19 protein-coding genes, 1 tRNA gene and 2 pseudogenes are annotated in these 22795 nt (G+C 62.3%); 7 read left to right on the top strand and 15 right to left on the bottom strand.

Annotated elements, in window-relative coordinates:
• Positions 1 to 5: 5 nt before the first annotated feature.
• Positions 6 to 101, bottom strand: a pseudogene (locus tag PPRO_RS21880) (HD domain-containing protein); the annotation flags it as partial.
• 207 nt (positions 102 to 308) lie between these two features.
• Between PPRO_RS21880 and PPRO_RS11615 the strand changes: the two are divergent.
• Positions 309 to 590: a type II toxin-antitoxin system TacA family antitoxin gene (locus PPRO_RS11615; RefSeq protein WP_011736207.1), complete on the top strand. Its 282-nt coding sequence runs from the start codon at positions 309 to 311 to the stop codon at positions 588 to 590.
• The gene (locus PPRO_RS11620; RefSeq protein ID WP_011736208.1) at positions 578 to 1069 is read left to right on the top strand and encodes a GNAT family N-acetyltransferase; all 492 of its coding nucleotides are present in this window, start codon (positions 578 to 580) and stop codon (positions 1067 to 1069) included. Before PPRO_RS11615 ends, PPRO_RS11620 begins: the two co-directional genes overlap by 13 nt.
• Before the next feature lie 38 nt (positions 1070 to 1107).
• Here the strand turns inward: PPRO_RS11620 and PPRO_RS11625 are convergent, their stop codons facing one another.
• On the bottom strand, positions 1108 to 1620 hold the full coding sequence (locus tag PPRO_RS11625) for a 3'-5' exonuclease (protein WP_011736209.1): 513 nt from the start codon (positions 1618 to 1620) through the stop codon (positions 1108 to 1110).
• A gap of 210 nt (positions 1621 to 1830) precedes the next feature.
• On the opposite strand from PPRO_RS11625, the gene PPRO_RS11630 reads away from it, so the two are divergent.
• Positions 1831 to 4248, top strand: coding sequence for a Lon protease family protein (locus tag PPRO_RS11630; protein WP_011736210.1), 2418 nt, complete (start codon positions 1831 to 1833; stop codon positions 4246 to 4248).
• Positions 4249 to 4302: 54 nt separating this feature from the next.
• Here PPRO_RS11630 and hrpB read toward each other — a convergent pair whose 3' ends face one another.
• The 9 genes and pseudogenes from hrpB to coaE form a co-directional block, all read right to left on the bottom strand.
• Positions 4303 to 6831 carry an ATP-dependent helicase HrpB gene (gene hrpB / locus PPRO_RS11635; RefSeq protein ID WP_011736211.1) on the bottom strand — a complete coding sequence of 843 codons (2529 nt, stop codon included), beginning with the start codon at positions 6829 to 6831 and terminating at the stop codon, positions 4303 to 4305.
• A 283-nt stretch (positions 6832 to 7114) separates the two neighbouring features.
• The gene (locus tag PPRO_RS11640; protein WP_011736212.1) at positions 7115 to 8314 is read right to left on the bottom strand and encodes an MFS transporter; all 1200 of its coding nucleotides are present in this window, start codon (positions 8312 to 8314) and stop codon (positions 7115 to 7117) included.
• Between the two features lie 20 nt (positions 8315 to 8334).
• On the bottom strand, positions 8335 to 8658 hold the full coding sequence (locus PPRO_RS11645) for a chorismate mutase (protein WP_011736213.1): 324 nt from the start codon (positions 8656 to 8658) through the stop codon (positions 8335 to 8337).
• Between the two features lie 122 nt (positions 8659 to 8780).
• Positions 8781 to 8876, bottom strand: a pseudogene (locus tag PPRO_RS21885) (DUF4160 domain-containing protein); the annotation flags it as partial.
• Positions 8872 to 9348 (bottom strand): GNAT family N-acetyltransferase, encoded by a 477-nt coding sequence (locus PPRO_RS21480; RefSeq protein WP_011736214.1) that lies wholly within the window; start codon positions 9346 to 9348, stop codon positions 8872 to 8874. The pseudogene PPRO_RS21885 and the gene PPRO_RS21480, both read right to left, overlap by 5 nt.
• Positions 9349 to 9394: 46 nt before the next feature.
• The gene (locus PPRO_RS11655; RefSeq protein ID WP_011736215.1) at positions 9395 to 10819 is read right to left on the bottom strand and encodes an aldehyde dehydrogenase family protein; all 1425 of its coding nucleotides are present in this window, start codon (positions 10817 to 10819) and stop codon (positions 9395 to 9397) included.
• A 345-nt stretch (positions 10820 to 11164) separates the two neighbouring features.
• Entirely contained in the window at positions 11165 to 11737 is a 573-nt protein-coding gene (locus tag PPRO_RS11660) for a nitroreductase family protein (RefSeq protein WP_011736217.1), read from the bottom strand.
• A 269-nt stretch (positions 11738 to 12006) separates the two neighbouring features.
• Positions 12007 to 13188 (bottom strand): THUMP domain-containing class I SAM-dependent RNA methyltransferase, encoded by a 1182-nt coding sequence (locus PPRO_RS11665; RefSeq protein ID WP_011736218.1) that lies wholly within the window; start codon positions 13186 to 13188, stop codon positions 12007 to 12009.
• Positions 13185 to 13793 carry a dephospho-CoA kinase gene (gene coaE, locus PPRO_RS11670; RefSeq protein ID WP_011736219.1) on the bottom strand — a complete coding sequence of 203 codons (609 nt, stop codon included), beginning with the start codon at positions 13791 to 13793 and terminating at the stop codon, positions 13185 to 13187. The genes PPRO_RS11665 and coaE overlap by 4 nt, the downstream gene beginning before the upstream one ends.
• A gap of 163 nt (positions 13794 to 13956) precedes the next feature.
• On the opposite strand from coaE, the gene PPRO_RS11675 reads away from it, so the two are divergent.
• Together PPRO_RS11675 and PPRO_RS11680 are read left to right on the top strand one after the other, a co-directional pair.
• Positions 13957 to 14033: transfer RNA gene (locus PPRO_RS11675), tRNA-Arg, on the top strand.
• A gap of 87 nt (positions 14034 to 14120) precedes the next feature.
• A complete protein-coding gene (locus PPRO_RS11680) occupies positions 14121 to 15302 on the top strand; it encodes a glycoside hydrolase family 3 protein (RefSeq protein ID WP_011736220.1) in 1182 nt (393 codons plus the stop codon).
• Between the two features lie 133 nt (positions 15303 to 15435).
• Here PPRO_RS11680 and PPRO_RS19570 read toward each other — a convergent pair whose 3' ends face one another.
• Positions 15436 to 18072 carry a hybrid sensor histidine kinase/response regulator gene (locus PPRO_RS19570; RefSeq protein ID WP_198138266.1) on the bottom strand — a complete coding sequence of 879 codons (2637 nt, stop codon included), beginning with the start codon at positions 18070 to 18072 and terminating at the stop codon, positions 15436 to 15438.
• A 477-nt stretch (positions 18073 to 18549) separates the two neighbouring features.
• Here PPRO_RS19570 and PPRO_RS11690 point away from each other — a divergent pair, with 477 nt between their 5' ends.
• Complete coding sequence (locus PPRO_RS11690) at positions 18550 to 19383, top strand: shikimate dehydrogenase family protein (RefSeq protein WP_011736222.1); 834 nt, start codon at positions 18550 to 18552, stop codon at positions 19381 to 19383.
• Positions 19384 to 19409: 26 nt separating this feature from the next.
• Entirely contained in the window at positions 19410 to 19859 is a 450-nt protein-coding gene (aroQ, locus tag PPRO_RS11695; RefSeq protein WP_011736223.1) for a type II 3-dehydroquinate dehydratase, read from the top strand.
• A gap of 133 nt (positions 19860 to 19992) precedes the next feature.
• Here the strand turns inward: aroQ and aroL are convergent, their stop codons facing one another.
• The 3 genes from aroL to PPRO_RS11710 form a co-directional block, all read right to left on the bottom strand.
• Complete coding sequence (gene aroL / locus PPRO_RS11700; protein WP_011736224.1) at positions 19993 to 20520, bottom strand: shikimate kinase AroL; 528 nt, start codon at positions 20518 to 20520, stop codon at positions 19993 to 19995.
• A gap of 227 nt (positions 20521 to 20747) precedes the next feature.
• Positions 20748 to 21344 (bottom strand): chemotaxis protein CheD, encoded by a 597-nt coding sequence (locus PPRO_RS11705; RefSeq protein ID WP_011736225.1) that lies wholly within the window; start codon positions 21342 to 21344, stop codon positions 20748 to 20750.
• Positions 21345 to 21741: 397 nt separating this feature from the next.
• Complete coding sequence (locus tag PPRO_RS11710; RefSeq protein WP_011736226.1) at positions 21742 to 22635, bottom strand: chemotaxis protein CheV; 894 nt, start codon at positions 22633 to 22635, stop codon at positions 21742 to 21744.
• Positions 22636 to 22795 lie beyond the last annotated feature (160 nt).

Consider the following 22795-nt stretch of genomic DNA (forward strand, 5'->3'; position numbering starts at 1 on the left):
AAGATTCCCACCGCCGCCACATCCAGACAATGATAAGCCAACAGATGATACCGCTCCCCATTCCTCTCCACCTTCCCCCAATACCTGTAATACCCTTCCACACATCATCCCAAACCGGGCGACCACGCGAGGTTCGCCCCTACGCCCCTCATCCCCCGACAGCCTCCCACCCTACCACGCCATCCTTGACAAAAAACGTATTTTAATAATTTTTTCAAACCTTCAACCTGATCCACACCCGCTCCCGGAACAGACTAAAGTTGTCATTTTGGCGCCATTCCAGTATGCTTCTCCCATGGAGGTGACCCATGACACGCACAGCAGCCGTAGAACGGATTCCGGCCCGTATGACGCCGGAAGTCTATGAGAAAATCTCTGAAGCCGCCCGAACCGTCGGCGCGACGCTGAACCAGTTCATCGTCCAGTCCGCCCTGGAAAAAGCCGACGCGATCCTGGAGCGGGAACGGGTGATGCAACTGTCCGCGACCACCGCGGAGGCCCTGTTCGCCATCATGGAAAACCCGCCCGAACCCAACGACTACCTGAAGCATGCCATGAAGCAGCGCCGGGAAACCCTGTGCCGGAAATAGCACTCCTCAACAGAAGCCACGACCGGGCAGGTTTTGATTGCGGCACCCCGGAACTGAACGCCTTCCTGAAGACCACCGCCCGTCAGCACGACCAGAAGGGAATCTCCCGCACCTTCGTGCTCACCGATGGCGGCCCGGTCATTCTCGGTTTCTTCACCCTCACCCTCTGCGAACTCCGGGCCGAGCAACTTCCCCCCGGTCTGGCAGCGAAATTCCCCTCCCACGGCTTGCCCGCGGTCAGGCTTGCCCGCCTGGCTGTCTCGCGCAGGGAACAGCGAAAGGGTTACGGCGCGCTCCTGCTGGCGGAAGCCATTCACCGTACGGCTCTCGTTGCCGACCAGACCGGAGTGATCGGACTGTTTGTGGATGCCAAGGACGACTCGGCCCGCCAGTTCTACCTCCGCTTCGGCTTTCTCCCCCTCCCCGGCCTATCGATGCACCTCTTCCTCCCCATCGCAACCATCAGGGCCGCGGACTGACACCACCGGAAAAAGCCGGACCGCCACAGAGACCGCCCCTACGGTTCATTCATCGCCAGCCACACCCGCGCAGCCAGGCGTGCGTCCCCCAGGGCCCGGTGCAGGCGGCAATCCTCCGGTATGCTACCCAACAGGTGACGGGCCAGCGCTTCCAGCCGGTGGCTGGCCAGCTCCGGAAACCTCCTGCGCGCCATCCTGAGGGTGCAGATACTCCGGTTGGCAAGCGGCAGCCCCAAGAGCGCCAGCTCGTGGCGGATGAACCCCATGTCGAAGGGGGCGTTGTGGGCCACCAGCGGCCGCCGGCCCACGAATGACAGGAACCGGCGCCAGACGTCCTCCGGCTCCGGCGCGTGGCGCAGCATCTCCCACCCTATGCCATGCACCCGCGCCGCGGCGGGGTGGATGGAACAGTTCACCCGCAGCAGGCTCTCCAACTCCCCGACAACCTTCCCTTCGCGCAGCAGCACCGCGGCGACCTCGATCACCCTCCCTCCCCCGCGGGGAGAGAGGCCGCTGGTCTCCACATCGACGACAGCCAGACCTGATTCCATACACACCTCCCGATGAGCCATCCCCAGCCTAGCACACACCCACGACAGAATACGTCTTGTCAGTAAAAAGCGGCTCATTTTTTCCAACAACCGGCAGCGGCCGGCGACCGTGGGGAGGGAGCGGAGCGGTAACGGTAACGGGCAGGCTTCCCGCTTCATGGTACTATTTCATCAAGAGCACAATGGACGGTTGGGGAAAGGGGGATGGCAATGGCACAGGACGAACACAGAGTAGCGGCGGAGAAACTCTGCTGGCGGTGCGATCCCAATCTGCTGGAATTCCGCACCACGCAGGAGCTGGGAGAGCTGGAGGAGGCCATCGGCCAGGAGCGGGCGTTCCGCTCCATAGAATTCGGCCTGGGCATGTCGGAGAGCGGCTTCAACCTCTATCTGGCCGGTGAGTCGGGAACCGGGCGGGCCTCGTCGATCATGGCGCTGCTCAAGAAGCGGGCGGCCGGCGAGACGACTCCCCACGACTGGTGCTACGTCAACAACTTCAAGAACCCGGACTGCCCCATCGCCCTCTCCCTGGAGGCGGGCATGGGGCGGGAACTGGAACGGGATCTGAGCGAGCTCTTGGCGGTGGTCAAGCACGACATCCCCAAGGCGCTGCAGAGCAAGGAATACGCCCTGGAGAAGACCGCCATCATTGTGGCCAACCAGGAGAAGAACAACCAGCTGTTCGCCGCGCTTGACAGGGAGGCCCAGGGGAAGGAGTACGTGCTGCAGCGCACCACCTCGGGCCTGATGATGCTGCCCCAGCTGGAGGGGCGCAACATGACCAACGAGGAGTACGACAACCTAGATTTGGAGGCCAGGGCACGGGTGGACGCAGCCGGCAACGAGCTGAAGGGGCGGCTGGCAGATGTGCTCAGCCAGGTTATGGAGAACGACAAGGGGGTCAGGGAGGCGTTGGCACGGCTGGACCGGGAGCTGGGGCTGTCCGCCGTCGCCCACCACGTCGCTCCGCTCCGGGAGAAGTACGCCGCCCATCCCCGGGTGGTCTCCCACCTGGAGGCGGTGCAGGAGGACATCCTGCTCAACCTGGAGGAATTCAAGAATACGGAACAGGAGTCCCTGCCCACCGGAGGAGCGGCGGGACAGGCAAACGCCTTCGAACGCTACGGCGTCAACGTGCTGGTGGACAACAGCGAGAACGGGGGGGCGCCGGTGGTGTACGAGGCCAACCCCACCTACCACAACCTGTTCGGCCGCATCGACCATGTCATGCAGGTGGGAGGCGTGGCCAGCACCAATTTCACCAGGATCAAGGCGGGAGCCCTGCACCGGGCCAATGGAGGTTACCTGGTGTTCAACGCCCTGGACGTGCTGACCAGCCCCTTTGCCTGGGATGCGCTCAAGCGCTGCATCCGCAATGGCGAAATCAGGATCGAGGATGTGATGGAGCAGTACCGTTTCCTCTCCATCGTATCCCTCAAGCCGGAGCCGGTGCCGCTCAAGGCCAAGATCATCATGATCGGCTCCCCCCTGATCTACCACCTGCTCTTCCACCTGGAACCGGACTATCGCAAATTCTTCAAGGTCAAGGCCGATTTCGACAGCCACGTGACCCGCACCCCCGCCGTGCTGCGCGAGTATGCCCTGTTCGTGGCCAACCATTGCCGGGAGGAGAAGCTGCTCCCCTTCACCAGTGACGGCGTCGCCTGCCTGCTGGAATACGCGGCCCGCTGCGTCGAGGACCAGCAGCGGCTCTCCTGCCGGTTCATGGAGATCAGCGACCTGTTGCGGGAGGCGGACTACTGGGCGCGCCGGGAGAACAGGAGCCGGATCGACCGGGAAATCGTCAGGCGGACCATCGATGAAAAGATCTATCGCGGCAACCGCCTGGAGGAGCGCATCCAGGAGCTGATCACCGAGGGGACCCTGCTGGTGGACAGCGAGGGAAGCGAGCTGGGCCAGGTCAACGGGCTCTCCGTGATCCAGCTGGGGGACTACAGCTTCGGCAGGCCCTCGCGGGTCACCGCCCGGGTCTACATGGGAAGCGGCAGGATGGTCAACATCGAGCGGGAGGTCAAGCTCTCCGGCCCGATCCACGACAAGGGGCTTTTGATCCTCACCGGCTACCTGGGGGGGAAATACGCCCAGGAGAGGCCGCTCTCCTTCTCGGCCTCCATCTGCTTCGAGCAGTCCTACGAGGGGGTGGAGGGGGACAGCGCCTCGTCCACCGAGCTGTACGCGCTGCTGTCGGCCCTGTCCGGCGTGCCGCTGAAACAGGGGATCGCCGTGACCGGCAGCGTCAACCAGCTGGGCAAGGTGCAGCCCATCGGCGGGGTCAACCAGAAGATCGAGGGGTTCTTCGCCATCTGCAGGCTGCGGGGGCTGACCGGAGAGCAGGGGGTGATCATCCCCGCGATCAACGAGCGCAACCTGATGCTGAACGACGAGGTGATCCAGGCGGTTCGGGAGGAAAAATTCCACATCTGGAGCGTGGAGAGCATCGACCAGGGAATCAAGATCCTGACCGGCCTCCCCGCCGGTGAGCGGCAGCCGGATGGAAGCTACCCCCAGGGGAGCATCAACTGGCTGGTGGACCGGCGCTTGAGCGACCTGGCGGAGAAGATGAAGGGCTTTTCACCGGAAAGAGAGAAGGAAAAACAGAGTCCGTAGGACAAGCTCCCCCGTGCCAGCCGGTAAGCGGCCATACAAGCGGGAGCAGAGGGTTCATGTTCTCGGCTTGGCCCTGCGGGTGGGGGGGGCGCTCCAGGGGTCGTCCGGCCAGGGATGCTTGGGGTAGCGCCCCTTCATCTCTTTTTTGACCTGATGATAGGAGCCGTCCCAGAAACCCTTCAGATCGCGGGTCACCTGCAGCGGCCGGCCGGCCGGCGACAGCAGGTGCAGCAGCAGTTCCACCCTCCCCCGGCAGATGGATGGCGTACGCTCCAGACCGAACAGCTCCTGCAGCTTCACCGCCAGCACCGGCGTCTCCCCCTGGCAGTAGTCCAGCCTGATGCGGGAGCCGCTGGGCACGACCAGGTGGGTGGGAGCCAGCTCGTCCAGGGAGGCCCGCTGGCGGTACTCCAGGCGATTCAGCAGGATTGCCGCCAGGTCAAGCTCTCCCAGCTGCCGGGCGCCGCGCACACCGACCAGGGCCGGGGCCAACCACTCCTCCAGGCTGTCCAAAAGCGCCCCGTCCGAGCAGTCGGGCCAGCCATCAGCCGGGAACTGGCGGCGCACAAGCTCCATGCGGGCCTGGAGCTGCAGGAAGCGCTCATTGCGGTCCAGCAGCCCCATACCGGACGAGCGCAGCGCCTCCACGAGCGCCGGCAGGCTCTGTTCCGGGGTGGCTACGAAGGGGGAGGATGCCAGCACCAACGCTCCCAGGCACTCCTCCCGCATGGCCACCACCCTCCCCTCCCGGCTGTCCCAGAGCACCCGCTCCCGCCGCTCCCTGCGCTCCCCCAGCTCCTGTAGCAAAAGCTCCTCCGTTATCTCCTGACAGAGGTGGATCAGCCCCTCCCCCCCTTCGCCGCCATCCACGGAAACAGCCACCAGCAGGGCGCTCCTCCCCGCCATCCCCGGCACGGCCAGCCGGGCCCCCCTGCCGTTGGCCAGCAGGTAGCGCCCCCCCTCACCCTCCCGCTGCATGGCCATCCGGTCGGGATAGGCCGCCAGCAAGAGCCGGCCGATGCCGTCCGGGTCGCTCCATCCCCCGCCTTCCCGGGAGGAGCGTCCCATCAGCCGCTCCAGCTGGCGGTGCACCCGCTCCACATTTTCCAGGCTGCCCCTGTCCGTGTCGCCAGCAAAGCCATCGCTGCCCCGGAAGCGGCGCAAAAGCTCCAGCCGGTCGTGCAGGTCGGCGGGAGTCCCCTTGCCCTGCCCCTGCCGGGGGGAGCGCCTGATGATGTCCCGCTCGGAGAGCAGGGCGGCCAGGGCGCAGCCCAGGGGCACAAGATCCAGCTCGCGGGAGCGCTCCAGCAGGCGGGACAGACGGGGGTGCAGCGGCAGGCGGGCCATGGACCTCCCCAGGGGGGTAATCCGCCCGCAGGAATCCAGCGCCCCCAGATGCGCCAGGAGCTGACGGGCAACCGCCAGGGAAGCGGCCGGAGGCGGGTCGAGCCAGGCCAGTTGTGCCGGATCGGCCACTCCCCAGGCCGCCAGCTCCAGCACCAACGGGGAGAGGTCGCTCTCCAGCATCTCCGGCGGGGTATGGGGGGTCATGGCGTCGAAGCTGTGGCGGCTGAAGAGGCGATAGCAGATCCCCTCGCTCACGCGCCCGGCCCGGCCTGCCCGCTGGATGGCCGAGGCCCGCGATTCGCGCACCGTCACCAGCCGGTTCATGCCGCTGGCCGGGTCATGGCGCTGTCTGCGGGACAGGCCGCTGTCGATCACCACCCGCACCCCCTCGATGGTCAGGCTGGTCTCGGCGATGCTGGTGGCCAGCACCACCCTGCGCCCCCTCCCCGGCTGGATGGCCGCCTGCTGGCGGGCAAAGGGGAGGTCGCCGTACAGGGGATGGACGGTGACAGCGCTCCCCTCCAGCCCGGACTGATCCAAAAGCGAGGCACAGGAGCGGATTTCGCCGGCACCGGGGAGAAAGGCCAGGATGTCCCCCTCGGTCTCGGCCAGGACACGCCGGATGGCCGCCGCCATGCGCGGGGCCAGGCGGTCACGGGAATGATCCTCCAGATAGATTTCCCGCACCGGGAACGAGCGCCCCTGGGAGGAGATCAGGGGGGCATCGCCCATCAGCCGGCCCAGCGCCCGGCACTCCAGGGTGGCGGACATGACCAGGATCTTCAGATCGTCCCGCACCTGGCTCTGCAGGTCAAGGCACAGCGCCAGACCCAGGTCGGCCTGGATGCTCCGCTCGTGGAACTCGTCCAGGATGACCATGGCCACCCCCTCCAGCAGCGGGTCGCCCTGGATGCGGCGGGTCAGGATTCCTTCGGTTACCACCTCGATGCGGGTCTTTGGGGAGACGCGGCTGTCGAAGCGGATGGAGTATCCCACCGTCCCTCCCGGCTCCTCACCCAGGCAGGCGGCCATCCAGCGGGCAGCGGAGACGGCAGCCAGGCGGCGCGGCTCCAGCATGACGATCCTCCCCGCTTGGGGGGGGATGATCTCCAGCAGCGCCAGCGGCACGCGGGTGGTCTTGCCCGCTCCCGGTGGGGCGTGCAGCAGGACATTGGGGTTTTCGGCTACGGTGGTCAGGAGTCGGGGAAGGATCTGGTCGATGGGAAGCGGTTTCATGGCTGGCAGGATACTGTCCGGCAGGGGGATCTGTCCACTGGTTTCAGGGGTTCACCTCCTTGGCGGCTCTGGTCGCGGCTATGTCTGCATTCAGCAGTCGGGGACTGCCGGAGAGAGCGCATCAGGGCTATTTCGTCGTACTACCCGGCGAAATGAAGCGTTGACAGCCGCTACTGTCTGAGCCCGCAGGGCGAGTTTATCGACTGTAGCGCAATGAGTCAAGGTAAGTACAGAAATAGCCCGTCCGCGCGAACGCAGGCAGTCCCCAACTGCCGTCTCCAGTTCACGACGCCGGAGCCCCCCGTTGCTCCCGGAAGCTCCGCAGGAACAGCAGGCCCAGCGGCGGCAGGGCGATCAGGAAGGCGTACATCAAGAGGTGGAAGGTCCGCTGGACCCCCACGCTATCGGCCAGCCTCCCCACATAGGGGCCGACGCAGGCGAAGCAGAGCCGAAACGTCAGCGACTGCAGCGACAGCAGCGCCGCCCGGTTGGCGGAGGGGGTCTCCCTCTGCACGTGGCTGAGCATCATCGGCCCCCGCAACCCCCGCATGCAGGTCAGCAGATAGTAGAACAGGAAGCCGAACAGCCCTCCCATCACCCCCAGGCCGAAATAGCCGGCAACGATCAGGGCGATGAAAAGCAGGGTCATCCCGCGGTCGCTCAGGTAATGGTGCGTGCGATGGCTGGCCATGGCGGAGAGCGCCACCATCAGGTTTGCGCCGGCCCAGACCGGGCCGAACCAGGCCAGGGGAACGCCGCTCTGGCGCATGTAGGGCTGAATCAGCCAGACCGGGAAGAAGGAGGCCAGCCCCAGCAGCGTATTGAAGATGATGGTGTAGCGCAGGCGCGGATTGTCCCAGAAGGCATAGCGGGCGGTATGTAGCGCCTCGGCCAGATGGGAGCGGGCCTGGATGGCGCTATCCCGCGGGGTCTCCACCATTCCCCTGGTCACCACGAGGGCAGCGATCCAGACAGCCACCTGCAGGATGAAGGGGGAGAGCGGGAAAGCGGCGTAGAGCATGCCGGCGAAGATGGCGCCCAGGGCCTCGCCGCTCTGGGAAAAGCCGGTCACCCGCCCCTCGCAGCGGGCGTAGAGCGCCTCGTTCCCCTCCAGTTTGAGAGTCTCGTAGAGCAGGGCGCTGTCCGACCCGCTGATGAACGAGAGCGAAATCCCCAGCAGGATCTCGGCCAGAAGCACGTCGCCGAAGGAGTCGGCCACCGTGTACATGCCCCAGCCCAGGATTCCCAGGAGCGAGGCAAAGGAGAGCGCTGTCCGGTAGCCCAGGCGGTCGCTGATATAGCCGGAGGGGTACTCCAGGAGCACCGTGGCAATGGAGAAGATGCTCTGCAAGAGCAGGATCTGGGTCAGGCTCAGGCCTATATGGTCCTTCCAGAACAGGGTGATGATGGCCATGGGAAAGAGCATCATCTGCAGGAAGGAGAAAGCGTACAGTTTCCGTATGTTACCGTGGAGGTTACTCATTCGACCTCTAAAAAAACAATTCAGGCCTTTCGGCCAGAAGGCTCACCGCCGTGAAGGGCCGCGTACTCGGCAGTTTCCAGGTCGATATGGGCATCGATCAGTTCCCGGTAGATCCGCTCCACAAGATCGGGGCAGGCGCCGCATTCACGGGCCCTGGCAACCACGTTGGAGACCACCTCCTCGATGCGCTCTTCAATCCTAACCTCATCGGCGCTGTTCTTGAAGCGGGGCGCCTGCTTCACGTAGCCGATCCGCTCCGCCAGCAGTTCGACGATCTGGCGGTCGATGCGGTCGATGTTGGCGCGTACCTCGGCCAGAGAGGCGCACACTGAAACTGGTTTCATTACAAGCTCCTTTTTGGAATCAACGGTAGTACGCCAGGGCATGAACCGGCGCCTTCTCCCCTCACCCGTCTTCTTCGCACGTATTCCGTTATGCTGCCTTACCCAACCTGCATCGCGCATAGTTACCAATCAGCCATCAACTCATCCTGATGCAATTCCGCCCAAGCCAGAACCAGCCTTGCCTGCCTTCTGGGAAGATCGCCCTCGACAATCTCACATTGGCTTCCGCCGCATGTGAATAAGCGCAACCCGATTGCCATTCTTATCCTGCCGTTCTTCGATGGCATAAGGTTCAAATCCCAACTTTGCATACAGGATCAGGCCGACGACGTTTTGATTAAAGCAGGACACCGTAACTTCAATGGCACCATGCTTTGAGAACCCAAGGCTAACCATTTGCTCGACAAGATAGCTTCCGACCCCCTGCCCCCGGACGATCGGAGAAACAATAACGTTTCCTATAGAGCAACCTTTCGCACCCCAGCGGTAAAAATTGGCAAACGCGACAACCTGACCTTCCAATTCAATTACCGTGCTGTCCGAACGTTGAGAGATTGAATTCTGCAGCTGCCATGGAGCCAAGGGAAATGCCGCTTTGGGAAAAAGGAAAAACAGCTCTTCTTCGCTTTGTGGAAAACCACAAACAACAGGAATATCACTATTTTCAACCGGACGATGAGTAAGCAGCATACCGTTTGAACCTCCACAACGAAACAGGTAATCCGAAAAGCTCTGTTCACCCCTTGAGCTGGATCGACTTGATCTCCTGGAACTCCTCCAGGCCGTATCTGCCCAGCTCCCGGCCGTTGCCGGACTGCCTGTAGCCGCCAAAGGGTGCTAGGATGTTGAAGGGGGCGCCGTTGATATCCACCTGACCGGTGCGCATGCGCCGGGCAAAGGCCAGAGCGCGCCCCTCGTCTGCGGACCAGACTCCGCCGGCCAGGCCGTAGATACTGGAGTTAGCAATCCTGAACGCAACCTCCTCGTCGCTATAGGGGATGATGCAGAGCACCGGGCCGAAGATCTCCTCTTGGGCGATGGTCATCTCTGCTCTCACCCGGCCGAAGATGGTGGGGGAGACGTAGAACCCCTTCGTAAGCCCGGCCGGCGGCTCGACGCCACCCAGCAGCAGTTCCGCCCCCTCGGCGATGCCGGAGCGGATGTACTCCCACACCCGCTCCCGCTGACTGGCCGACACCAGCGGCCCCAGGCGGCACTTGTCGCCAAAGGGATCGGAGGGGACGAAGCTCTTGCCCAGCTCCACCGCCAGGGAGACCGCCTGCTCGTACAGACTCTCCGGCACCAGCAGGCGGGTGTGGGCGCTGCACGTCTGGCCCGAGTTGAGCAGACAGGCGCCTAGGCTCCCCTTGACCGCCGCAGGCAGGTCGGCGTCGTCCAGGATCACCGAGGCGGACTTGCCCCCCAGCTCCAGGGCGACCTTCTTGACGGTCCCGGCCGCCAGAACGGAGAGGCGCCTCCCCACGCTGGTGGAGCCGGTGAAGGAGACCATGTCCACATCGGGATGGGAGGCCAACGCCTCGCCGATAGTTGCGCCGCGGCCGCTGACCAGGTTGAACACGCCGGGGGGCAGGCCGGCTTTCTCCACGATCTCGGCCAGAATGAAGGAGGAGAGGGGCGCCTCGGAGCTGGGCTTGACCACCACGCAGCAGCCGGCCGCCAGGGCCGGGGCAACCTTGGCAACGATCTGGTGCAGGGGGTAGTTCCAGGGGGTGATGCAGGCCACCACCCCCACCGGCTCGCGCACGATCAGCGAGTTGGCGATGCGCTCATCCTCCCGCTGCTCCGCAGCCAGGGAGGCGTAGCTCCCCATGACCGCCACCGGCAGGCCGGCCTGGATACGCAGGGAGAACTTGAGCGGCATGCCCACCTCGGCGGTGACGATGCGGGCGATCTCCTCGCTCCGCTCCACCAGCCCCTGGTGCAGCTTTGTCAGACATTCCGCCCGTTCAGCCGGACTTGTGGCAGACCAGGCGTCAAAGGCGGCCCTGGCGGCGGCCACGGCCCTGTCCACATCATTCACCGTTGCGGAGGGAACCCGGCCGATGACCTCTTCGCTGGCAGCGCCGACCACCTGGATGAAGGAGGGATCGCTTGATGCCGCCCACTGACCATTTATGTACAGCTTGTCGTACTCATGCATGTCGTACACTCCAATGAGGTTTTGGTTCGATCAATCTCGCTGTGCCGGATTCGTGGAAGCTCCCACCCGAACCCCCATCCCCTTTAACCTGAAAATGCAGTTGTTCACGCAAAGCCACGAAGTTCACGAAGAAAAACAGATGGATAGACAAAACAGCTGAAGCACCTGGTTGGTGAAGCGCCACTGTTTGACGACTGTTTGATTTCTTTGCGTCTTCGCGCCTTTGCGTGAGATGAATTAGCGTTTTCAGGTTCAAGGGTCAGGGTGGGGATGGGGTTCATCAGCACCCCATCCCTGTCCATCCACCCTGGGGAGACGTACCACAACCCTGACGGGACCGCCCTGTTACAGGAAGTTGATCTCCACCGGCTTCCGCTTGATCGGGTTTTCGGACTGTTCCCGCTTCACCGCCGGATAGCCGATGATCAGCGGCGCAACCAGTTCATACTCCTCCGGCATCCCCAGCTCCTTCTTGACTTCCGGCTCGTCCAGTACGTTGTGGGCAAAGCCGATCCAGCAGCAGCCCAGCCCCTGCTCCTCGGCCAGCAGGTTTATGTTCTGGGCCACCATGCTGCAGTCGTACACCTGCCAGTGGGCTTTACTGTCGCCGTAGATGACGATCAGTGCCGGCGCGTTGTAGAAGATGTTGAACTCGGGGTTATTCATCCACTTCTCGTACTGCCGGATAAAGGGGGCGTCCTCCATGTTGGCCAGCCACTTTTCCTTGGCGGTGTCGGAGAGGCGCTTCAGGCGTTCCCTATCGAAAATAACGACGAAGCGCCAGGGCTGGTTATTGGAACCGCTGGGGGCCCAGACCGCTGTGTTGATCAGCGCCTCGATGGTCTCCCGGGGCAGCGCTTCTGCGCTGAATTTCCTGCAGGAACTGCGTCGCTTCATGATGGTGGTCAGACTGTCCATGGCTTTGCCTCCTTGGGGTTGTTTATCCTGGAAACGGCAGTTGGGGGATGCCGGAGAAAGCGCATCAGGGCTCTTTCGTCGTACTTCCCGGCGAGATGAAGCGTCAACAGCCGATACTGTCTGAAGCCCGCAGGCTCAAGTTTATCGGCTGTAGCGCAATGAGTCGTGGAAGTACAGAAAGAGCCCGTCCGCGCGAACGCAGGCAGCCCCCAACTGCCGCATGGTGTACAAACATCCTTCGACGGTGGATGAGAACCGCCGTTTCAGGCTCAGTACAGCTCGTACTTGAGCAGGCGGCACTCGATCGGGCCGTTATAGAGCACAAACCGCCGCGACGCCTTCAGGCCGATGTACTTGGCCAGCTCCAGGTTGCCGGTAAGCACATAGCCGGTCCACCCCTGGCAGCGCTGTTTGAGGATGTCGCCGATCTGGCAGTAGAGCTCCTTCAGCTCATCCTCCTCCCCCATGCGTTTGCCGTAGGGAGGATTGATGATTACCACCCCACCCTCCCCTTCCGGCCTGAACTGCTCCAGGGAGCTGTGGAAGAAGTGCACCTGCCCCTCGAAGCCTGCCGCCGCCGCGTTGCGCCGGGCAATGGAAAGGGCGCGGCTGTCGCTGTCGTAGCCGCTGACCAGCCCCACCGGGAGCTGTCGGATGCCGCTCTCCGCTTCGGCCTGGATCCCCTTCCAGAGGCGGGGGTCGAAATCCTGCCAGCGCTGGAATCCGAATGAGCGGTTGCGCCCCGGCGGAACGCGGGCGGCCATGAGCGCCGCCTCGATGGGGATGGTGCCCGAGCCGCACATGGGGTCGGCCAGGGCTACGTTGCCGTCCCAGCCGGTGAGCGCGATGATGGCGGCGGCCAGGGTCTCGCGCAGGGGCGCCTCGTTGCGCTCCAGACGGTAGCCGCGACGGTCCAGGGCGTCCCCCGAGCTGTCCAGGCTGACCGTGCAGACATTCTTCACCAAGTGGATATTGACCCGCACGTCCGGGGAGGCCGTATCCACGTTGGGACGACTGCCGCATGCCTCACGGATGCGGTCCACGATGGCATCCTTGGTCTTCAGCGCCACAAAACCGGAATGGGTCAGGGCCGAGTCCCGCAGGGAGCAGTCCACCGCCAGGGTCATGGCGGGTGTGATCATCTCCTGCCAGGGGATGGCATGCACGCCATCGTACAGCTCTGCCGGCGAGGAGCAGGGAAACCCGGCCAGCCTGACCAGCACCCGGCTGGCGCTGCGCAGCCAAAGATTGGCGCGGTACAGACCGGCCCGGTTGGTGCGGAACGAGACCCCGCCCCGCCCTGCCTGCGCCCCCTCGATGCCCAGCAGGCGCAGTTCGGCCGCGGTCACGTCCTCGCTGCCGCGCGGCACGGCGGCAAAGCACTCCATCTCCCTGTCCGGCTTCGGCTCCGGGCGTGGCGCCCGTCTGAGGATATGCTTCTTCTCGGTCATGCTCGTTCCCCCATTTCCCGTTCCCATATGTCCGCCACCAGCCGTTCCGTCTCCTCGGGCGTACCGCTGTTGTCGATAATCACGCGGCCATGGCGCTCCTTCTCGGCCAGCGGCATCTGGCTGTCAATGATCTTGCAGGCATCCTCCCGGCTGATGCCGTCACGTTCCATCAAGCGCTGGATCTGTATCTCGGGCCTCAGGGTCACCACCCAGATCTCGTCCACCCGGCTGGTGACTCCCGCCTCGATCAGCAGCGGCGCCATGTAGAACACGATGCGCTCCCCCCGGCAAGCCGCGGCTGCGATGCGCTCCTCCGCCAGCCTCCTGATCTCAGGATGCACGATCCCTTCCAGCTGGCGACGGTTCACGTCGTTGCCGAAGACCAGCGAACGCATCTTCCGGCGGTCCAGATTGCCGTCCGGCAGCAGCACACCGGCGCCAAACAGATCAACGATCCGCTCCAGGGCCGGACTCCCCGGATGAACCGCCAGGCGCGACAGTTCATCGGCATCGATCACCACCGCTCCTCGCTCCATCAGAAAACGGGCCACACTGCTCTTGCCGGTTGCGATCCCACCGGTCAGGCCCACCACACGGACTCCCATCGTTAGTACTCCTTGCGCCCACACCAGGGCACCGCATATTCCATGAAAAGGTGGCCAGTGTAGCAAAGGGACCGCCAAATTAACAGATTTTTGGCTTGAGTTGCGGGAATATTTAGTGTACATGTTAACGTCTGCCACAGCAGGTCGCCGGCAGAACCGATACGGGCGGTTAGCTCAGCTGGATAGAGTACAGGCCTCCGAAGCCTGGGGTCGTGGGTTCGAATCCCATGCCGCCCGCCAATAAAATCAAAGGGTTAGTCAAATCGACTAATCCTTTTTTTGTTACAGCGACATATGACGGAGTAACTATCACTATGAGGTGACCCGATGCACTGCAACTCGTTTTCCAGGCAGCACCGTTTTTCGCTCCATGTGGCAATGACTGCGTTGACCCTGCTGCTTCTGGGTTTGCTGGCCGGATGTGCCGCAACGTCAAGCGCCGTCACGAGCAAACTACCCGACTGGCGTTCCTGGACAGTGGAGCGCAAAATTGCCCAGATGCTTCTGCTCGGTTTCCCTGGAGAGACGATTACTCCGGAAAGCCCTATTTCTGTGGCTATCCGCGAGCATGGCGTGGGCGGGGTCGTCCTTTTCGACAACAATGCCGACCTGGGTGTTACGGAGCGCAATATTTCCAACCCGGCTCAGCTAAAGAGGCTGATCACCGACCTTAAGGCATCGGCTGAAACGCCGATTTTCATTGCCGTGGATGAAGAGGGAGGGATCATCTCCCGCCTCAAGGAGCGCTACGGGTTTCCGTCCACGGTCTCCGCTTCATACCTTGGGGAGAAGAATGACTTAAACCTCACCCGTTCTTCCTCGGACCGACTGGTCGACACCCTGGTGGAATACGGCTTCAACCTGAACCTGGCGCCGGTGGTCGACCTGAGCATCAACCCCGCAAACCCGGTCATTGCGCTGAAACAGCGCAGCTTTTCCGCCGACCCGGCCCTGGTTTCCGCCCACGCGGCAGAAGTCATCGCGAGCCACCACCGCAAGAATATCGTCACCTGCCTGAAGCACTTTCCAGGGCACGGCAGCTCGCGCGACGATTCCCATGTGGGGTTCGTCGATGTCACCGACAGCTGGAGCGAGAAAGAACTGTTGCCCTACAAAAACCTGATCGGGCAAGGGGTGGTGGATAGTGTGATGACAGCCCACACCTTCAACACACATCTCGACCCGGACTATCCGGCAACGCTCTCCAGGAACACCATAGACGGCATACTGCGCACGCGGCTCGGCTTCGACGGAGTGGTCATCAGCGATGACCTCTACATGGCAGCGATTGTTCAGCATTACAGCTATGAGACCGCTGTGGAAAAAGCCATCAACGCCGGGGTCGACCTGCTGATCCTGGCCAACGACAAGCTCTACAGCCCGGACATAGCTCCGCGCACCATCGATCTTGTGGTGAAGATGGTGGAGAGCGGGAAAATCAGCAGGGAGCGCATCGACCAGGCCTGCGGCCGGATCATGAAACTGAAGGCGAGATACCTCTTTGAATAACTACTGTGGAGGATCCGGGGGAAAGCTGACGGGATAGATGCGGCCCACGGAAAAAACGCCTGGACACGCCTCGCATCAACGCAAGAAGGCTTCACGGCATGCTCCGCGCGATCTTCTTGCAGGTGTTCGTCTCTCAGCGGCACATCGCCTGGGCAACCATCCGGGCCAAATCCGCCCTGCGGTACGGTTTCTGGAGAAAACCCATGATACCGGCGGCCTGCAGTTCCTCCAGGCTGTTCTCACGGGCGAAACCGGAGGTAACCAGAACCCTGGCATGGGGATCAATGGCACGGATCTCCCGGAAGCAGGCCAGTCCCCCCATGCGCGGCATGACCATGTCCAGCAGAACCAGATCGATATCCCCGCCACGGGCAGCGAAGATTTCCACCCCTTCCCGGCCATCGGTTGCCTGCAGGACCCGATAGCCGAGACTCTCCAGGATATCCGCAGCGACCGTCCTGACCTGTTCCTCGTCGTCAACAATCAGGATGCAGCCGTGCTGCGCTGTCCCGGATGCCTCCCCTTCTTCCGCTGAGCAGGCGGGACTGACGTCGTTAACCGGCAGACAGAGGTTGAAGACGGTTCCCACGCCCTTCTCGCTCTGCACGCAGATACAGCCGTGATGTTCCCTGATCGTACCGTACACCGCAGCCAGGCCCAAACCGGTCCCCTTGCCGACTCCCTTGGTGGTGAAGAACGGTTCGAATATTCGCGGCAGCAGATCCTGAGGTATGCCCTCGCCCGTATCCCGAATACCGATGCGCACAAAACAGCCCGGCTCAATGGGAAAGGAGCTATCCCGGCAGTAGGCCTCGCTCAGCTCCACGTTTTCGGTGGATATGGTCAGCACTCCCCCCTCGGGCATGGCATGGCCGGCATTGACGCACAGGTTGATGATCGAGTTGACCATCTGGACCGGATCTCCCTTGATGGTCGACGGCGCGGCATTGAGTTCGCGCCTGATGGTAATTCCCTTGTCCAGGCTGTGTTCCAGCAGAGTCAGGGCATTTCCGATGGCGTGGTGCAGATCCATGGGAGCAATGACGACGTTTCCCTTGCGCGAGAAGATCAGCAGCCGCTGAGTGAGTCCGGCGGCATTCTCGCTCGCCGTGAGAATGGTGGAGACATGCTTCTGCAGGGGGTGGCCGCTGCCCAGCTTCAACGCCAGCATCTCCGCGTTGCCGATGATCCCCCCCAACATATTGTTGAAATCATGGGCCACACCACCGGCCAGTTGGCCGATCGCCTCCAGCTTCCTGCTTTGGGCCTGTTGTTCCTCTCGCAGGTATTCGTCGGTTATGTCGCGGAACACCAGGACGATGCCGATAATCTCCCCCTCGTTGGTGCGAATGGGAGCCCCCGAGTCGGCAACGCGGTACTCGGCACCACTCCGGGAGATCAGGATCGTGTCGGTTTCCAGGGCGGTGGTATCCCCCGACGCCAGAACCGAACTCACCGGATCCGGGCAGGTTTCCCTGCTGACGGCATTGACCAGGCGCAGCACTTCGCCCAGGCTCCGGCCACCAGCCTCCGGGAACATCCATCCGGTAAGTTTCTCGGCCACAGGGTTCATGCCGGTGATCCGGCCGGACGTATCCGTGGTTATGACGGCATCGCCGATGGAACGGATGGTGATGCGCAGGTTTTCCTCACTGCGGGCCAGGCTCCCGCGGGCGTCCCGCAAACGACGGTTCGTGACCAAAAGGGCAATGATCATGACCGTGAACAGGCAGAATGCCGCGATCACGCTCCATACCAGCTGACGGTAGGCCTGGTAGAAGGAGAAGGGGCGGTGGAGCACGATGCTGCCCGCGGGCAACCGCTGCTCGTCGATGCCGAATCGGGTCAGTTGCCGGCTGTCGAACATGTACCTGTTGTGGCTGGCCGTCTCCACCGGGATGTCCGCCGCCACGGCCTGGCCGGAGAGGATGCGCAGGGCCAATTCCGCGGCATGCTGCCCCTGGATCGCGCCGCTGTTCACTTTGCCGCCCAAGAGCCCCAGACCGAGGTTTGCGCTGGAGGTGGCCATGACCGGCACAGGCGACGCCTCGGCGATCATCGGGTAGATGGCGGTGTTGTCAAACACCCTGCCGTCGCGGTCCCGATACCAGGCCGGGGCGATAACCACGCTCCCCTGGCGCAATCCCTTCAGGCGCTCCAACAGCTCCCGTGTGGACAACTGCTCACCATCCAGATACACGAACTCCATGCCGGGAAAGTCAGCCTCGCTCTCCCGGGCCATCTGGCGCGTGCCCACCCCGGTAGGTGTCCCGTCGCTGACGATCACGATTTGTCTGGTTTGCGGAAAGAGACGGATGGCCAGGGATATGTTGTCCCTGATATCAAGCGTTTCGACCAGTCCGGTGAAAAATCGCTTCGGCACCGTCAACGCCGACTGCACATCGTTGACGCCGCAAAAGACCACCGGAACGGAGGGAAACAGTTCGGCATGGTGGCGTTTCACGAAGTTGAGGGCATCATCGTCGGAGGTGATGATGATATCCGGACGCATCTCACGGTACTTCAGGCTAAACAGCCGCTCCAGGGCAGCCAGCAGCTGGTCGCTGTGGAATCGTTTTTCATCCATGTACTCGACGTGGAGTTCCACCTTTCGCGGAACCCTGGCCATGGTGGAGATAACCGCCGCGGTGACGTCATCGGTCCACCTGAACCCCTGGTGGTAGGAATTGAGCAGCAGCAGATGGTATGGGGGCTGCTCCTCCGCCGCCACCGGCAATGGGAGCGGGAAAACGACGCTCGTAATCAGCAACAGTATCAGCGTGAAAGCAGTGAAGACCCTCGAGCGGCTCTCACCAAGGGTCCTTCCGCGGAGGGAGGGTGCGGGCCGGTACTGCGATGGTTGCATTCTTGCGGCTAATGACATAAACAGGCCACCTTATCGTTCGAGACTCCCCGGAAGGGAGCCCTGTTTCGGCCCATGAAAGACGGGAGACATGCGATCTGCGCGTGCGAAAACCATGCTGTTCCTGCCAAAGCATAACAGTTTACGGAGCGATGTAAAACAGCGCCTCCCTCCCCTTGTCATGGCACTGCAGAGGGTCAAGGGCCGGCCGCGGCGCCCGTGATGCGTACACTGAAGAGATGAAGAACAGGTAGTAAAAGCTCGGGTTCTGTGATAGCTTTCAGCAGGCAACAATCCGGAATCACCGGACAATCGCTTTCAAGCGGGACGCGCCCTCCCTCTGCACGGAACAGCCCGCGCTCCCCACCAACCCGGAGGCATATCATGAATCCATGTAGCACCCCCAGCCTGTATGGCGTCATCGGCTACCCCCTGGGGCACAGCTTGAGCCCGCTTCTCCACAACACCGCGTTTCGCGAACTGGGCATTCCCGGTGTTCTGCTGCCCTGGTCCATCGAGCCGGAGCGGCTTCCCGCCTTCATCCAGTCGGTTCGACTGCTCAATATCCGCGGCGCCTGCGTCACGATCCCCCACAAGCAGAGCATCATCCCGCTTCTGGACCGGGTAACCGACCGGGTCAAGGCGCTGGGTGCGGCGAACACGCTCTACTGGGATGGCGATCTCCTCTGCGGTGACAATACCGACATCCTGGGCTTCATGTCGCCGCTGCAGGCGGATCCACCGTCGGCGGAGCAGACAAGGGTTCTGGTGCTGGGGGCAGGCGGTGTCGCCAGGGCAGCCGTGGCGGGCCTGAAGAGCCTGGGGCTGAACCAAATCACCATAACCGATATCGTGGATGCATCGTCGGCAACCCTGGCAGAGACATTTGACCTGAAGACCATCCCCTGGTCCCAACGCAGCGAAGTCGACGCCCACATCCTGATCAACACCACTCCGCTGGGCATGAAGGGCAAGTTCGAGGAGGAGAGTCCCTACCCCACCGAAGCCCTGGCGGCTAGGCAGGGCATTGCCTACGATATCGTCTATACCCCCTTCGTGACCCGTTTCCTGCGCGAGGCCCGGGCAGCCGGGTGGAAAACCATCGGCGGCCTGGAGATGTTCATCTCCCAGGCTGACCACCAGTTCCTCACCTGGACCGGCAGGAACCTGCCGCAGGCCGCCAAGCAGGCGGTGATTGACGCACTCACCGCCACGTAGCATCTCCTCAAGACGGAAAGGGAGTTATGAAAAAGATACTCGTCCTCAACGGCATCAACCTGAACATGTTCGGCAAACGCGATCCCGCCCACTACGGAACAGCGACCCTGGAGCAGATCGACGCCAGGGTCGCCGCCTGGGGCGCGGAACTGGGCTTGCAGATCGACTGTTTCCAGACCAATCACGAGGGGGAAATGGTTGAGCGCATCCACCGCGCTCACGAGGAAGGGGTGGATGCGCTCATCATCAACGCCGGCGCCTGGACCCATTACAGCTACGGCATCGCCGATGCGCTGGCCATCTTGAAGGCGCCGGTCATCGAAGTGCACATGTCGAATATCCATGCCCGGGAAGAATTCCGGCACCACTCGGTCATCGCCGGACTGGCCAGGGGGCAGATATGCGGCTTCGGCGTCGGTAGCTATCACCTGGCGCTGCTGGCGGCCTCCGAACTGCTGAACGCCGGACAGGAATAGCTGTACGGCTGCCAGAGGGCGTGAAAACGTCGTAAAAGGGAGCTGTGCCGGGGGGAATGCGGTGGAGGCGTTGCGAGGCGGGAGTTGAGACTGCCTGGAGGGCGGACGAATCCGCCCTCCGCGATCGTTGCAATCAGGGTGACGACGGCTCGCGCAGTGCCTCCAGCGCCTGCGCCACAACGAGATCGGGCGCTGCCGTGGCATCCAGCACATGATGGGCCGCGTTCCGGTAGAGCGGCTCCCGGGCTGCCAGGACCTCGCTCACCTCTGCCACGATGGGCCGTCCGGTGAGCGTCGGGCGCTGGGCTTCCTCGGGATTCGCCTCAAGACGCGCGGCCAGCACCGACGCCGGCGCGGACAGGTAGAGCACCGTTCCGTTGTCACGCATGAACTGGCGGTTAGCCTCGGACAGTACCATCCCTCCTCCGGTGGCCACCACCATTCCGGGCCTGGTCACGGCACGCAGCGCCTCGCTCTCCCGGCGCCGGAAACCTTCCCACCCTTCCTTCTCCACAACCTCGGCCACGGTCAGGGACGTCGTCTCCAGCATGTGCTGATCGGTGTCAACAAACCCGCAACCCAGCGCCTGCGCCAGGCTCTGTCCGATGGTCGTCTTTCCCGAGGCGCGGGCCCCGACTATGAAAATGGTCTCTGTCGTCATGGTACTCCCCTCTCCATTGCTGAATAAAGCCGCCGCCTTGGGTGCGGCGGGCGACCGTTGCACACTATCACCCGTAACGCTGGCCAGCGCAAGACCTTTTGTCGCCAGCCCCTTAAGCACTGATCCGTTCCAAACCGGGCAGCACATGAACGGCGCGGCTGTCCGTGGAGCGGCACAGGCGTTCAGCACAGTTCTCCACCCGCTAAAAGCCGCATGTGGTGGGCGAGCTACCAGAGATCGATTGCCGGCTGGCTCCTATTCTGCCGCTCTATGGCCTGCTGCCAGCACTCGCGGTCTCTCACGACCAGCTTGCTGCTGCCGCCGGCATTGATCTTCCTGCAGTGAACGGCGAAATCTCCGTTGGAAAAATGTATTACCCTGCCGAAGGGGCCGCCCAGGTCCTGGGCGTCGACGGGGATCCCCTCGCCCTCCAGATACTCCAGAATGAACCTGCAGTTTACCTGGCCAACGCACATGAAGTTACTCGGCTCCATGTCGCGGTTGATGATGGTCGCTCCACCGAAGACCTTTGCCCGCAACAGCCTGCGATTGGTTCCCCTGGCCATCATGTCGTTGATTAAAAGCTCCATGGCATGAATGCCGTAGCGACCCGCCTCGGAGGCGTGCATCGGCATGCTGCGCGAATAGCGTGTATTGCTGAGCATAAAGTGATTCATGCCGATCAATCTTTTCCGGGGATCATACAGGCAGGCGGCAATACAGGAGCCGAGCAGGGTGGATATCACCCCCGGCTTGTCCGTGGAATAGAACTCTCCCGGATCGATGCTTATCCGGTCACAGCCCTGATAGGTTTCAATTCTCATTAAGTTCCCTGTACAAGATAATCCGGTTCCAGGCGCACCACTGATCGTGACTGCCCGGTCCCTCGTAAGCAGTGTCTGTTGCACCCCGCGCCTGCATCCGGTCAGCCCCTGACCTTTTTGCTGGCATAGGGACATGAGGGGCGTCCGCGGTCAGCCGTGCCGGGACACCTGGAATGGGGCGGAATATGAAGCCGCTGTCGCAAACAGGCTTATCGCGACAGCGGCTGGTGGTGCTTGTAATGAAAAACGGATGGTGAAGAGCAGCGACGGCAGGAATATCAGGAAAACAACACGTTGACACTCATGGTGTTTCCAGCCACGGCGGATGGTAACCATTCTTTTCAATTCATCCGATGTATTCGGGGGTGGCGATGCGGAACCGCGTGCCCCCTCCGGCTCAAGCCTCTATCAGGCTTATAATCTCCTCGGAAAGAGATTCCGGGTCGAATTTGGCCACAAATTTGTTGGCGCCCGCCTGTTCGGCCTTAAGGATATTGGACGGGTTGCTCATGGAACTGTGCAGGATAACCTTGAGATGTTCGTAACCGGCTTTCTCCCGCAGGGTGCGCGTGAAGGTAAAGCCGTCCATGCCGGGCATTTCAATATCGGAGATAATCAGGTCGACCCGCCCATGCTCCTTTTCCAGGTATTCCAAGGCCTTGTCGGCCGATGTCATGGCGATATGGGAGAAACCTATCCGGTCGAGGAGTGACTGCAACAGCATGATGGCGGCACGCGAGTCGTCAACAATCAGCACATGCCGTCCGGCCCCCTCCCCCTCAACCACGGTTACACTGGAAAAATCGCGTTCGATGCCGACGACATTTGACAGAATCGATTCAATGTCCAGCAGCAGAATCGTCTCACCGCTATCCGCATAGGCGATTGCCACCAGCGCCTCGGCGTTGACCCCTTCCGGCTTGTGAATGTCGGCCCAACTACGCGTCAGGAGGGTATCCGGGGCGTGGACGATAAAAGCCGTCAGGTCGCGATTGTATTCGCAAATAATGATGTAGGCCTGTTCGTTCCGGAAATCCTTGGTGGGAAGGCCGACGGCTTCGGAGAGGTCGATAACCGCCAGGGCTTTTCCGCGAAAATCAAGCGCCCCCTTGACCGCCGGATGGGAATTGGGCATGCGGTCGATCCGTTTGGGGCATTCGATGATTTCGATTATCTTGAAAACGTTGATGCCATAGAGCTGATCGTCCGTCAGCCGAAAGGTCAGCATCTCCATCTGGTTGGATTGTGACAGTTTCGTGCGTTGGAGCGCTTCATCGAGTGTTGATTTCATGGAATCAAAACCTCCGGTTTTGGAAAAGCAGGATCCAGTGAGCCGTCACTCTCAGCTGGTGTGGGTTTTTAACCTGTATAACGTTTATAGCAGAATGTAAAGTCTGCGCCTACAACCGCGGCCAGTTTTCAGCAAACCATGCGTTTCGTTGTAGTGCGGT

The organism is Pelobacter propionicus DSM 2379, assembly GCF_000015045.1.
GTDB lineage: Bacteria > Desulfobacterota > Desulfuromonadia > Geobacterales > Pseudopelobacteraceae > Pseudopelobacter > Pseudopelobacter propionicus.